General features: G+C 66.6%; 9 protein-coding genes. 4 read left to right on the forward strand and 5 right to left on the reverse strand.

What is annotated here, in order from left to right; translation table 11 throughout:
* Nucleotide 1: 1 nt before the first annotated feature.
* From pgi to QQS53_RS06630, 3 genes are all read right to left on the reverse strand, one after another.
* Entirely contained in the window at nt 2-1672 is a 1671-nt protein-coding gene (gene pgi / locus QQS53_RS06620; RefSeq protein ID WP_472775100.1) for a glucose-6-phosphate isomerase, read from the reverse strand.
* 89 nt (nt 1673-1761) lie between these two features.
* Complete coding sequence (locus QQS53_RS06625; protein ID WP_472775101.1) at nt 1762-3114, reverse strand: Na+/H+ antiporter family protein; 1353 nt, start codon at nt 3112-3114, stop codon at nt 1762-1764.
* Between the two features lie 52 nt (nt 3115-3166).
* Nucleotides 3167-3484 (reverse strand): chorismate mutase, encoded by a 318-nt coding sequence (locus tag QQS53_RS06630; protein ID WP_296204472.1) that lies wholly within the window; start codon nt 3482-3484, stop codon nt 3167-3169.
* Between the two features lie 82 nt (nt 3485-3566).
* On the opposite strand from QQS53_RS06630, the gene pcrA reads away from it, so the two are divergent.
* The gene (pcrA, locus tag QQS53_RS06635) at nt 3567-6104 is read left to right on the forward strand and encodes a DNA helicase PcrA (RefSeq protein ID WP_472775102.1); all 2538 of its coding nucleotides are present in this window, start codon (nt 3567-3569) and stop codon (nt 6102-6104) included.
* On the opposite strand, the gene QQS53_RS06640 is transcribed toward pcrA, so the two are convergent.
* Together QQS53_RS06640 and QQS53_RS06645 are read right to left on the reverse strand one after the other, a co-directional pair.
* The gene (locus QQS53_RS06640; RefSeq protein ID WP_448872567.1) at nt 6101-6862 is read right to left on the reverse strand and encodes a M23 family metallopeptidase; all 762 of its coding nucleotides are present in this window, start codon (nt 6860-6862) and stop codon (nt 6101-6103) included. The genes pcrA and QQS53_RS06640 overlap by 4 nt on opposite strands.
* A 345-nt stretch (nt 6863-7207) precedes the next feature.
* Nucleotides 7208-7966 (reverse strand): M23 family metallopeptidase, encoded by a 759-nt coding sequence (locus tag QQS53_RS06645; protein ID WP_448872565.1) that lies wholly within the window; start codon nt 7964-7966, stop codon nt 7208-7210.
* A 494-nt stretch (nt 7967-8460) separates the two neighbouring features.
* On the opposite strand from QQS53_RS06645, the gene QQS53_RS06650 reads away from it, so the two are divergent.
* The 3 genes from QQS53_RS06650 to purH are packed head-to-tail and all read left to right on the forward strand — an operon-like array spanning nt 8461 to nt 12409.
* On the forward strand, nt 8461-10116 hold the full coding sequence (locus QQS53_RS06650) for a cell division protein PerM (protein WP_472775103.1): 1656 nt from the start codon (nt 8461-8463) through the stop codon (nt 10114-10116).
* A 40-nt stretch (nt 10117-10156) separates the two neighbouring features.
* Nucleotides 10157-10825: a phosphoribosylglycinamide formyltransferase gene (gene purN, locus QQS53_RS06655; protein ID WP_472775104.1), complete on the forward strand. Its 669-nt coding sequence runs from the start codon at nt 10157-10159 to the stop codon at nt 10823-10825.
* Nucleotides 10826-10867: 42 nt separating this feature from the next.
* Nucleotides 10868-12409 carry a bifunctional phosphoribosylaminoimidazolecarboxamide formyltransferase/IMP cyclohydrolase gene (gene purH, locus QQS53_RS06660; RefSeq protein ID WP_472775105.1) on the forward strand — a complete coding sequence of 514 codons (1542 nt, stop codon included), beginning with the start codon at nt 10868-10870 and terminating at the stop codon, nt 12407-12409.
* Nucleotides 12410-12425 lie beyond the last annotated feature (16 nt).

A 12425-nucleotide genomic window follows, 5' to 3' on the forward strand; every position in this document is an offset into this window, starting at 1 on the left:
GCTAGCCGCGGTGGGTGCGGTACCACCGAATGAGCGCGTCGGTGGACGCGTCGCCCGAGGCGGCGGTGTCCTCGCCGCGCACGGCGGCGGCCAGGTCGTTGGCCTGCTGCTTGCCGAGCTCCACGCCCCACTGGTCGAAGGAATTCAGCCCCAGGATGACGCCCTGGGTAAAGACGATGTGCTCGTAAAGCGCGATGAGCGCGCCGAGCGCGTGCGGGGTGAGCTTCTCGGCCAAGATGGTGGTGCTCGGGCGGTTGCCGGGCATGACCTTGTGAGGGATAAGCTCGGTATCGACGCCCTCCGTGGCGAGCTCCTCGGCGGTCTTGCCGAAGGCCAGCACCTTGGTCTGGGCGAAGAAGTTGCTCATCAGCAGATCGTGCATGGAGCCGGTGCCGTTAGCCGTCGGGAAATCCCGGTGCGGCTGGGCGAAGCCGATGAAGTCCGCCGGAACCAGGTGGGTGCCCTGGTGGAGCAGCTGGAAAAAGGCGTGCTGGCCGTTGGTGCCCGGCTCGCCCCAGTAGATCTCCGAGGTGGCCGTGTCCACCGCCGAGCCGTCGCGGCGCACCGACTTGCCGTTGGATTCCATGGTTAGCTGCTGCAGGTAGGCCGGGAAGCGGGAGAGATCCTCCGAATAGGGCAGCACCGCGTGGGACTCGGCTCCTAGGAAGTTGGTGTACCAGATCCCCAGCAGCGCCATCAGCACCGGGACGTTGGTGCTCAGCGGTGCCTCGGCGAAGTGCTCGTCCATGGCCCGGAAGCCTTCCACAAAGCGCATGAAGTCCAGCGGCCCGATGGCGCACATCAACGACAGCCCGATGGCCGAGTCCACGGAGTATCGGCCGCCGACCCATTCCCAAAAACCGAACATGTTCTCCGTGTCGATGCCGAACTCGGCGACCTTCTCCGCGTTGGTCGACACCGCCACGAAGTGCTTGCGGATAGCCGACTCGTCGCCGTCGAACTGCTCCAGCAGCCAGCGCCGGGCCGCGTGGGCATTAGCCAGGGTCTCCTGGGTAGTAAACGTCTTCGAGGCGATGATGAACAGCGTCGACTCCGGGTCGAGGCGGTCCAGGACCGCGTCCAGGTCGGCCGGGTCGACGTTGGAGACGAACTCCGCGCTAATCCCGGCTACCTCGTAAGAGCGCAGCGCGCGGGCCGCCATGGCCGGGCCCAGGTCTGAGCCGCCGATGCCGATGTTGACGACCTTCTTGATGGTGTGGCCGGTGTGCCCCAGCCACTTGCCGGAGCGCAGCGCGGTGGCGAAATCGCGCATCCGGCCCAGGACCTCGTGGACATCGGCGGCGATGTCCTGGCCGTCGACAGTGAGGTCTTCTTCGGCCGGCAGGCGCAGCGCGGTGTGCAGCACCGCGCGGTCCTCCGTGTTGTTGATGTGGGCGCCGGCGAACATGGCCTCGCGCACCTGCTCCACGCCGGCTGCCTCCGCCAGGGCGATGAGGGCGCCGAGGATTTCCTGATCCACCAGGTTCTTCGACAGATCGACGTGCAGGCCCGCGGCGGCGAAGGAGAGGTTATCCGCGCGGGATTCTTCCGCCCGGAAGAGCTCGCGGAGGTTCAGGGCGGTTTCCCCGTCGGCCAGCTGCGCAAGTGCCTTCCACTCGGCAGTGCTGGTGATGGTCGAACCAGTGGCGTAGGCGGTGTTGGAATAATCCATGACGATTGGCTTCTGCGGCCTTTCTTCCGGTGTCTAAACGCGTGCTAAGTGCTAACCACAACCGTAGTCGAAGACTTCTGCGGGCGTGGCTAGAGGATGAGAGCGGCCGTCCAGCCCGCCACGAGCAGCGGGATGTTGAAATGGAGGAAGGTGGGGATGACCGAATCCCGAATGTGGTCGTGCTGGCCGTCGGCGTTGAGGCCCGCGGTCGGGCCGAGCGTCGAGTCGGAGGCCGGGGAGCCGGCGTCGCCCAGCGCGCCGGCCGTGCCGATGATGGCGACGGTCGCGGCGGGGCTGAAGCCCAGCGACATGCACAGCGGGACGTAGATAACGGAGATGATGGGCAGGGTGGAGAAGGAGGAACCGATGCCTAGGGTGACCACCAGGCCCACCAGGAGCATGCCGCCGGCGGCCCAGAACTGGTGCTCGCCGAAGATCTCGGCGGTGGCGTCGACCAAGGTCTCGACCTCGCCCGTGGCGGTCATGACCGAGGCAAAGCCCTGGGCGGTAATCATGATGAAGCCAATCAGCGCCATCATCCTCATGCCCTGGGAGAACACGTCATCGGCCTGGCGCCAGTTGACCGTGCCGGAAATGAGCAGGATGCCCAGGCCGATCAGGGAGCCGACCAGCAGCCCATCGGCCTCGAAGTCGAGCGCCTGCATGATGACCTGGACCGCGAAGGTCGCGATGATCGCGATGACGGAAACGGTCACCCGGTAGGGCGAGATTTCCTGAGAGTCCGGGGCGTCGTCCGAAATCGGGGTATCTGCGTAGTCGCGCGGCTTGCGGTAGGTAAAGAAGATGGCGATGAGCAGGCCGACCAGCATGCCTACGGCCGGGATGGCCATGATGGGCATGATGGACAGGTCGCTGGTGTCCAAGCCGGCCTCGGAGATGTTGAACAGCAGGATGTCGTTGAGGTAGATGGACCCGAAGCCCACCGGCACGAAGAAATAGGTGGTCACCAGGCCGAAGGTCAGGCAGCAGGTGATCAGGCGGCGGTCGAGGCGCAGCTTGTTCATGACGGTCAGCAGCGGCGGGACCAAAAGCGGGATGAAGGCGATGTGGACCGGGATGAGGTTCTGGCTCATCACGGCCATGGCGATAAGCCCCAGCACCAGGATCCACTTGGTGGCGGCCACGGCGGCCTTGTTGAGCTCGCCGTCTTGGTTGCCCAGGCGCTTGACTAGGAAGTTGGCCAGCAGGCGGGGGAGCCCGGCCGAGGCCACGCCCATGGCGAAGGCGCCCAGCAGGGCGTAGCTTAGGGCGATCTTGGCGCCGCCGCCGAGGCCGTCCTGGAAGGCGAGCATGGTATCGTCCAGCCCCATGCCGGCCATGAGCCCGCCGGTGAGGGCGCCCAGGAACAGCGCAACGACCACATGGACTCGCAGGAGCGCGAGGACGAGCATGACGATGACGGCTATTAAGACGGCGTTCATGCGTATAGATTACTGTACGGATTGCCCAAAACGGGCGCGGGGGTAGGGACGATTATCCCAGTCGGCCGCGGCCCATGCGCAGCAGCGCTGAGGCGATGGCGGGGCCCTCCTCGCCCAGCTCGTCACGGAACTGGTTGAGGATGGCGATCTCCCGCGTGTGCACCAGCCGGGTGCCGCCAGACCCCATGCGGGTCCGGCCGATGGCTTGGGAGACCGCGGTGCGGTGCTTGATGGCCTCCAGGATGATCTGGTCCATCCGGTTGATCTCTTCCCGGTATTTCTGGATTTCCTGATCCGAGAGGGGATCGTCTGTGCCCGAGGGCGTCCGGACCTCAAGGTTGGCGAGCTCGTTGTGTACCGCGTCTGACATAACCCAATTGTGCCACCTGGGCAGCCAAAAAGTAACTCCGCTCGGCTGTGTGTCGGGGCCGGCTAGTAGGTTGGTAGTCATCATGAATGATTCCTCGCCATTTTCCCAGCCCGCAGACCGCAACCCCTTCGGCCGGCCGGCCGCGGCCGCGCCCCCGGCCGCGTCCCAGCCCGGCCAGGCCCCGCAGCCTGACGTAGACCCGCTCGTCGAGGGCCTGAACCCGCAGCAGGCCGCGGCGGTGACCCACACCGGCTCGCCACTGCTTATCGTCGCGGGCGCCGGTTCCGGCAAGACCGCGGTGCTGACCCGCCGGATCGCCTTCCTGATGCGCTCGCGGAACGTGGCGCCCTGGGAGATTTTGGCTATTACCTTTACTAACAAGGCCGCCGCGGAGATGAAAGAGCGCGTCGGCCAGCTGGTCGGCCCCGTCGCGGAGCGGATGTGGGTGGCCACCTTTCACTCCATCTGCGTGCGGATCCTGCGCGCCCAGGCGCAGCTGGTGCCGGGGCTGAACACCAACTTCACCATCTACGACGGGGATGATTCCCGCCGCCTTCTGTCCATGATCGCCAAGGACCAGCAGCTGGATATTAAGAAGTTCACCCCGCGGGTGCTAGCCAACCAGATCTCGAATTACAAGAACGAGCTCATCGGCCCGCAGCGCGCCGCGGAGCAGGCCGCGGCCACCAAGAACCCGTTCGACACGACCGTCGTCGGGGTCTACGCGGAATACCAGCGTCGCCTGCGCGCGGCCAACGCGGTCGACTTCGATGATCTCATCGGAGAGGTCGTCCGGATTTTCCAGCAGCACCCGCAGGTGGTGCAGTTCTACCGCCGCCGCTTCCGCCACGTGCTCATTGATGAGTACCAGGACACCAACCACGCCCAGTACGCGCTCGTCGCCGCGCTGGTCGGCCAGGGCAACGGCGCCGCCACGGGCGACGGGCAGGGGAGCCCGGACCAAGCGGTCCCAGCGCCGGAGCTGTGCGTGGTCGGTGACTCGGACCAGTCAATCTACGCCTTCCGTGGCGCCACCATCCGGAATATCCAGGAATTCGAGCGGGACTACCCGCAGGCCCGGACAATCCTGCTGGAACAGAACTACCGGTCGACGCAGACCATCCTGAACGCGGCGAACGCGGTCATCGCCAAGAACGAAAACCGGCGGGAGAAGAACCTGTGGACCGCCCACGGCCAGGGCGAGAAGATCATTGGCTACGTCGCGGACAATGAGCACGACGAGGCCCGCTTCATCGCCGCGGAGATCGACAAGCTGGTCGATGGCGGCCGCAACCTCAACGACATCGCCATCATGTACCGCACCAACAACGCCTCCCGCGCGCTGGAGGATATCTTCATCCGCTCCGGGATCGCCTACCGCGTGGTGGGCGGCACGCGCTTCTACGAGCGCAAGGAAATCCGCGACATCGTGGCCTACCTGCGGATCCTGGACAACCCGGACGACACGGTGAGCCTGCGGCGCATCATCAACGTGCCCAAGCGCGCCATCGGAGACAAGGCCCAGGCCCAGATCGCGCTGCATGCGGAGAACCTCGGGGTCAGCTTCGGCAAGGCCCTGCTCGACGGGGCAGCCGGCCAGGTAAACGGCCTGGGCACGCGCGCGGTCAATGCCGTGGGCAAGTTCACCGAGATGATGGACGGCATCCAGTCCCAGCTGCCGGGCATAACCAACCAGGTCACCGGGCAGCCGGACCTGGGCGAGCTTATCTCCCTGCTGCTCGATGCCACGGGTTACCGGGCCGAGCTGGAAAACTCCAACGACCCGCAGGACGGCGCGCGCCTGGACAACCTCAACGAGCTGGTCTCCGTGGCGCGGGAGTTCTCCTCGGAGGCGGCCAACCAGATGGCCTTCGACGGCTCCGATGCCGCGCCGGAGGCCGACCCGGCCGACGACGGGCAGGCAGCGCCGGGCTCCCTGCAGGCGTTTTTGGAAAAGGTCTCCCTGGTCGCTGACGCCGATCAAATCCCGGATGAAGACTCCGGCGTGGTCACCTTGATGACCCTGCACACGGCGAAGGGCCTGGAATTCCCAGTGGTCTTCCTTACCGGCTGGGAGGACGGTCAGTTCCCGCACATGCGCTCGTTGGGGGACCCGAAGGAGCTGAGCGAAGAGCGCCGACTAGCGTATGTGGGCATTACCCGCGCGCGGGAGCAGCTCTACGTCACCCGCGCTATCATTCGTTCCTCCTGGGGCAACCCGATGACCAACCCCGCCAGTCGCTTCCTCGCCGAGATCCCAGAGGATCTCATCGACTGGCGGCGGGAGGAAAACGATAGCTCCCTCAACTCCGGGTGGGGTGATGATAGCTATCAGTACGGGCGCAACTTCGGTTCGTCTTGGTCCGGATGGTCGCGCAAGTCCGGCTCCGCTGCGTCTTCCCCATCGCAACGGAAAAAGCCGGCGGCTGCTACGTCCATGCCGAAGAACAAGAATCTCAACCTGGCCGTGGGGGACCGCGTCAACCACGCCAAGTATGGCCTGGGAACGGTCATTAGCTCCGACGGTTCGGGCGCGCGGGCGACCGTCACCGTGGATTTCGGCTCTGCCGGGAAAGTCCGCCTGATGCTGATTGGCGGACTTCCCATGGAAAAGCTCTAGACGGAAATACCGCGCTCTGCGAACCAGGTAACCGGGTCCACGGGGCCGCCACCGCCGGGGTGGACCTCGAAGTGCAGGTGCGGGCCGGTGGACACACCTTCGTTGCCGATGGAGGCGATCTGCTGGCCGGCGGTGACTCGCTCGCCGACACCCACCAGCAGGGAGCTGGCGGCCATGTGGCCGTAGACGCTCACGGTGCCGTCGTCGTGCTGGATGCGGATCCAGTTTCCGAAGCCCTGCGCCGGGCCGGAGGAAATCACGGTGCCGTCCATCACGGCGTAGATCGGGGTACCTACCGGGTTGGCAATATCGATGCCGTTGTGCATCGCGCCCCAGCGGGAGCCGAAGCCAGACGTCAGGGTGCCGGTGGTCGGGAACACGACGGTGTTGCCGTTGGCGTCCTGGGAGTGGGTGGCGCGCAGGCCGGAGTGGTCACCCTCGGGTGCGAAGGCGTCCTCGAGTCCCGGTACGGCAGACGGGTCGAGGACGATGTTGAGCCCGCCCTCGGTCTGGTTGACGGACGGGGTGATCGTGCCGTTGAACAACTGGGTAGTGGATTTAGCGAGGCCGAAGAGAGCATCGGTGAGGGCGTCGTGGTTGACGTCGCTGACGGTCGGCTCGGAGGAACCGTCCGACACGTTCACCGTCGCCGCGGGGGCGGCGCTGGCGGCCGTGGCACCAAGCGTGGCGGCCAGGCCGGTGGTCAGTGCCAGGGCACCGGCCATAGCGGCCCGGCGGGCGCGATGAGTGCGCTTCATAGACTACGTCCTTTATCAGCGTGAGGGTATGTGGTGGCGAGCCAGTCAGCGGGCAGTACCGCGAGGGGCACGCTCCAGCACAGGGGCCGGCGGGGCCGCCGAAAGGCAACGAACTAAAAGTTAGCCCGGTTGGCGGGGGAGCGCAACGCCAAAAAGAGCAGGTAGAAGGCCACGTTTGTTCGAAAATAATCGAACATGCCAGCGTGTTACGCGTGTTGTAATTGCGGCTAAAGTTACAGATGTTTTTAATATGGCGAACGTGGGGGTGGTGCCTGGGGGTAGCGAAAAGCCCCTCGCTGCGCGGTGCAGCGAGGGGCGTTGCGGTGGGAAAGAAGTTGGCGGCTTCTAGGAGATGTTGATGCCGTGCTCAGCGAACCACGGGATCGGGTCGACCGGGGTGTTGCCGTCCGGGTGGATCTCGAAGTGGAGGTGGGAGCCAGTGGAGAAGCCGCGGGAACCCATGCCGGCGATCTTCTGGCCGGCGTGGACCTGGTCGCCGACGGCGACGTCGAGGGTTTCCATGTGGCCGTAGACGGCGATGGAGCCGTCCTCGTGCTTGATGCGGATCCAGTTGCCGAAGCCGGAGGCGGGGCCGGAGTCGATGACGATGCCGTCCATGGCGGCGACGATCGGGGTGCCGATGGCGTTAGCCAGGTCGATGCCGTTGTGCATGGCGCCCCAGCGGGCGCCGAAGCCGGAGGTGTAGGCGCCCTCGGCCGGCTTGACGATGGAGGGGGCGCGGGAGGCGGCGTCCGCGGCGATGCGGGCGTCGGCGGCCTCGATGGCCTTGTTGAGCTGCTCCGAGAGGTTGTCGACCGGCTTGGACTCGGCGATCGCCAGGATCTGCGGGGCGGCGTTTTCCACGGCGGCTGCGCCGTTTTCGGCCAGCTCGTTGGAGTCCGTGGTCAGATCGTAGTCGACGCTCTGGGCCTTGGTCTCGTGATCGGCGTTAGCCTGCAGCTGAGCAGCTGCGGCGCCACCAACGCCCGCAGTGGAGGCCGCACCGGCAGCCACGGTTACCAGGGCGATGCGTCCCTTGGCAGTTTGCGAGGTAGTGGTCTTGCGGTGGCGTCCCACGCCAGCCCGCTGGGTCTTGCTTCGCATTAAACTTCTTCCCGTACTTGTCTTAAATCGTGTAACGCTGCTTCCGCGTTACTTAATCTCGCTCAAGGTTACACGATTGTGACCTTCTTGTTACCAACGTCTGGTAACAATAGCGGTTCGCACAGGGTCAAGCAAGCTAAATCGATGTTATAAAACAGCCGTGAGGGGGTTTTCACACGTCAATGCAGGAAATTTCTAAGTCACACCGCCGGGGGCGTGCGTCGGGCAATGATGACTCCCGCCCCTTCCGTAACACTACCGGAACCCGCCGGCGGGTCGATAACGGGGCGGAAGCTTGTTTCGGCGGGCCGCTGTGGGCAGGTACTAAGCGATACTGAAAACCCGAAATCTCTAAAGTTCTACGTGAGGGTTAATACAGTATATATAAGACCCTCGCTGCGCCCTGCCGCCGGTGCCCCGTCGGGGCAGGGGATTCGCCGCCGGTGGGCCGTGCCAACCCGAAAAGGCGCCGGTGGCGTGGCAAGGTAGAGGCGATGAATAAGAACACCAGCCCCCACTCGCGGTCGTCGTCGGGCCCGCGCAGCCAGGCCCGCGGACGCACCAGCCCCTCCAGTGCCGCCCAGCCGGCTGCCCGCGTGGCCTCCCGCGCTGGTGCGCAAGCTCGGTCTCGCACCGCCCCGAAGGCGACGGGGACCAAGGCCCGCCTCATCCGCATGCTGCTGACCGTCGGCGTGCCGAACCTGGCCGTTATCGGCACCATCGTGGTCATCGCGCTGGCCTCGGTCCTGCTCTCCAGCGCGCCGCTGGCCTGGCTGCCCTCGATCATCGGTCAGGCCTGGATGGTGCTCAACCTCGTGCCGGTGCACGCCGGGGGCAACACCATCTCCGTGCTGCCCTTCCTGCCCACCATCGGCCTGGTGTGGTTGTTGGCCGGTCGCATCCACCGCGCGGTCAAGCACAAGGTCAGCGTCAATGACTTGTTGCTGCTGCTGGCCTGCGCCGTGGGTGTGCCGGTCCTGATAACGCTCGTGGCCTGGTTCATGCTCTGGGACGCCGGCAAGGTCTACGATCTTGCCGCCCCGAACCTGGCCGTCGCCGTGCTGCGCGTCGCGGTCATCCACCTCGTCGCGCTCGCGCTGGGTATGGGCCCGCGCCTGTGGACCGCGCTGCTGAAGCGCTACGGCCTGCCGGTCACGGTGGTGGCTAGCGCCCGGGTCGCCTTCCGCTTCATCGGCGCGCTGCTCGTGGCCGGCCTGGCCCTGCTGCTGGTCGTCGGTCTGCTCGGCTGGCAGCGCCAGGGCGAAATCCTAAACTCCTACCCGGACCTGCCCGCGGCCGGCGCGGCCGCCCTCTACGGCCTGAGCCTGCTCTACCTGCCCAACGCCGCGCTGGTGGCCGGCGCGAACCTGCTGGGGGCGGAGTTCCACATGGGGCAGGCGAGCGTCTCACTGTTTAGCATCCACCTGGTGCCGCTGCCGCCGCTGCCGCTCGTGGGCGTTATCCCGGGCAGCGCGCCCGCCTGGGCGTTGGTCCTACTGGTCCTGGCCGGCGTGGCCGCCGCCTGGGCGTGGCGGGGCAAGAACCCCAGCCCGCGCACCGCGGTGGAGGCCTCCGTGCTGGCCGGCCTCAGCGTGGCGCTGCTCGCCGCGTTTACCACCGGCGAGGTCGGCGTCTACGGCGCGACCGGCATCATGGTCGCCATGGCCGGCGCCTTGGCCGTCGTCTGGGTCCTGGTCATCGGCCTGGCCGCCTGGGGCATTGGCCTGTGGCAGAACCGCCGAGCCGAAGCACCGGCTGCCGCGCCGGCTGCCGCACCGGCTGCCGATGCCGCCTCCCCGAGCGCCGATGAGGCACGCGCCCGTGAAGCGGACGCCGCGGAGGTGGAGTCCGGCGCAGAGGACCCCACCGGGGCGGATAGCGCGGACAGCGCGGAAGAAGCCGGCTCCGGCGCGGACACCGCTGCCGACGCGGACGTTGCTGCCGACGCGGAGGTTGTAGATCCCGACGACGCCGACGACGCGGAAGCCGTGAACGCCGACGCGGAAGACGCGGCGCAGTCCGAACCGGATGCTGCTCCGGACAACATCGACGCCGAGGAGGTTGCTGCCGAGGGTAGTGCCGATAAGGGCCTGGATGAGGCTGCTGATCCGGCCGATGGGGTGGCGCGTGGGGGAAGTCAAAAGGACTGAAAGTTCCGCGGGCCTACCCTATGGGGCTAGTCTGTTAGGCGTGACTTCACCCGCAGATGCTTCTGTTGATTTCATTGACTCCGACAATCAGGCCCAGCCGGCGGGCGTGACTGACGCCGCGGCATCGGGGCCCCTGCGCGTCGTCGTGCTGGTCTCCGGTACCGGCTCACTGCTCCAGGCCATTCTGGACTCGCAGGACGAGTCCTACCGCGTGGTCAAGGTCGTCGCCGACAAGCCCTGCCAGGGCGTGGAACGCGCGGAAGCAGCCGGCATCGTCAGCGAGGTCGTGCCGCTGGGGCAGGACCGAGACGCCTGGAACCAGGCGCTTGCCACCGCGGTGGGCCAGCCCGACGTGGTGGTCTCCGCCGGGTTCATGAAGATTCTGGGGAAGGACTTCCTCGACCAGTTCGCCGGCCGCATCATTAATACGCATCCCGCACTCTTGCCCGCCTTCCCAGGCGCGCACGGTGTCAGGGATGCGTTGGCGTATGGGGTGAAAGTCACCGGCTCCACCGTTCACTACGTTGATGCTGGCGTGGATACCGGCCAGATCATCGCCCAGGAGCCCGTGCGGGTGCTGGCCGATGATGACGAGGCCAGCCTCCACGAGAGGATCAAGGTCGTGGAACGGCAGCTGATTGTCCGCGTGCTGCGCGCTGCGGTGCGCGGCGCGGACGCCGCCGCGGGCGGCATAACCTTTGATTGCTAAATTTTGGTGTCTATTTTTCTGTCAGGAAGGCAAGACGAATCCATGAGCGACGAACGCAAGCCCATCAAACGCGCGCTGATTAGCGTCTACGACAAGACCGGGCTGGAAGACCTGGCTCGCGCCCTAGCCGATGCCGGCGTGGAGATTGTCTCCACCGGCTCCACCGCCAGCCGGATCGCCGACCTGGGCATCGACGTGACCCCGGTCGAGAAGCTGACCGGCTTCCCGGAGTGCCTGGAAGGCCGAGTGAAGACGCTGCACCCGCGCGTGCACGCCGGCATCCTGGCCGACACGCGCAAGGAAGACCACCTCGCCCAGATCAAGGACCTGGACATCGAGCCCTTCCAGCTGGTCGTGGTGAACCTGTACCCGTTCGCGGAGACGGTGGCCTCCGGCGCGGATTACGACGCCTGCGTGGAAAAGATCGACATCGGCGGGCCGTCCATGGTGCGCGCCGCGGCGAAGAACCACGCCTCGGTCGCCGTCGTGGTCAACCCGAACCGCTATGACTCCGTCATCGACGCGCTGTCCAACGGCGGCTTCGACCAGCAGGAGCGCTTCCAGCTCGCCGCCGAGGCCTTCTCCCACACCGCCCAGTACGACGCGGACGTTGCCGGCTGGTTCCGCACCCAGGGCGCGGACGCGGATTCTGGCACGACCGCCCTGCGCTACGGCGAGAACCCGCACCAGGCCGCCCGCGTGGTGCGTAACCGCGACGGCAAGGGCCTGGCGAATGCGGAGCAGCTCGGCGGCAAGGAGATGAGCTACAACAACTACCAGGACGCCAACGCCGCCTGGCGCGCCGCCTGGGATCACGAGCGCCCGTGCGTGGCCATCATCAAGCACGCCAACCCCTGCGGCATTGGCGCCGACGACGAGAACATCGCGGCCGCGCACAAGGCCGCCCACGCCTGCGACCCGATGTCCGCCTACGGCGGGGTCATCGCTGCCAACCGCGAGGTCACCCTGGAGATGGCCGAGCAGATCAAGCCGGTCTTCACCGAGGTCGTCATCGCCCCCAGCTACGCTGACGATGCCCTGGAGCTGCTGCAGACCAAGAAGAACCTGCGCATCCTGCGCGCCGAGCGCGACGAGGCCGCCGAGGAGGAGCGCCCGATCTCCGGCGGCGTGCTGGTCCAGGACGTCGACGCCTACCAGGCCGAGGGCGACCAGGCGGAGAACTGGACCCTGGCCGCCGGCGAGGAGCTCGACTCCGAGGCCCTGTCCCAGCTGGAATTCGCCTGGCGCAGCGTCCGCGCGGTCAAGTCCAACGCCATCCTTTTGGCCCGCGACAACGCCACCGTCGGCGTGGGCATGGGCCAGGTCAACCGCGTGGACTCGGCCAAGCTGGCCGTCGAGCGCGCCAACACCCTGGCCGAGGACGGCGAGGAACGCGCCCGCGGTTCCTTCGCTGCCTCCGACGCCTTCTTCCCGTTCGCTGACGGCCTGCAGGTGCTCATTGATGCCGGCGTGACCGCCGTCGTTCAGCCGGGCGGCTCCATCCGCGACGAGGAGGTCATCGCCGCCGCCCAGGAGGCCGGCGTGACGATGTACTTCACCGGCACCCGCCACTTCGCACACTAGGCATTTAAGGCGTTGG

Source organism: Corynebacterium sp. 2571A (assembly GCF_055700935.1).

Bases quoted from the DNA above. Each gene is read 5' to 3' on its own strand.
- pgi (WP_472775100.1), bottom strand. From the start codon at position 1,672: ATGGATTATTCCAACACCGCCTACGCCACTGGTTCGACCATCACCAGC.
- QQS53_RS06625 (WP_472775101.1), bottom strand. From the start codon at position 3,114: ATGAACGCCGTCTTAATAGCCGTCATCGTCATGCTCGTCCTCGCGCTC.
- QQS53_RS06640 (WP_448872567.1), bottom strand. From the start codon at position 6,862: ATGAAGCGCACTCATCGCGCCCGCCGGGCCGCTATGGCCGGTGCCCTG.
- QQS53_RS06650 (WP_472775103.1), top strand. From the start codon at position 8,461: ATGAATAAGAACACCAGCCCCCACTCGCGGTCGTCGTCGGGCCCGCGC.
- QQS53_RS06630 (WP_296204472.1), bottom strand. From the start codon at position 3,484: ATGTCAGACGCGGTACACAACGAGCTCGCCAACCTTGAGGTCCGGACG.
- purH (WP_472775105.1), top strand. From the start codon at position 10,868: ATGAGCGACGAACGCAAGCCCATCAAACGCGCGCTGATTAGCGTCTAC.
- pcrA (WP_472775102.1), top strand. From the start codon at position 3,567: ATGAATGATTCCTCGCCATTTTCCCAGCCCGCAGACCGCAACCCCTTC.
- QQS53_RS06645 (WP_448872565.1), bottom strand. From the start codon at position 7,966: ATGCGAAGCAAGACCCAGCGGGCTGGCGTGGGACGCCACCGCAAGACC.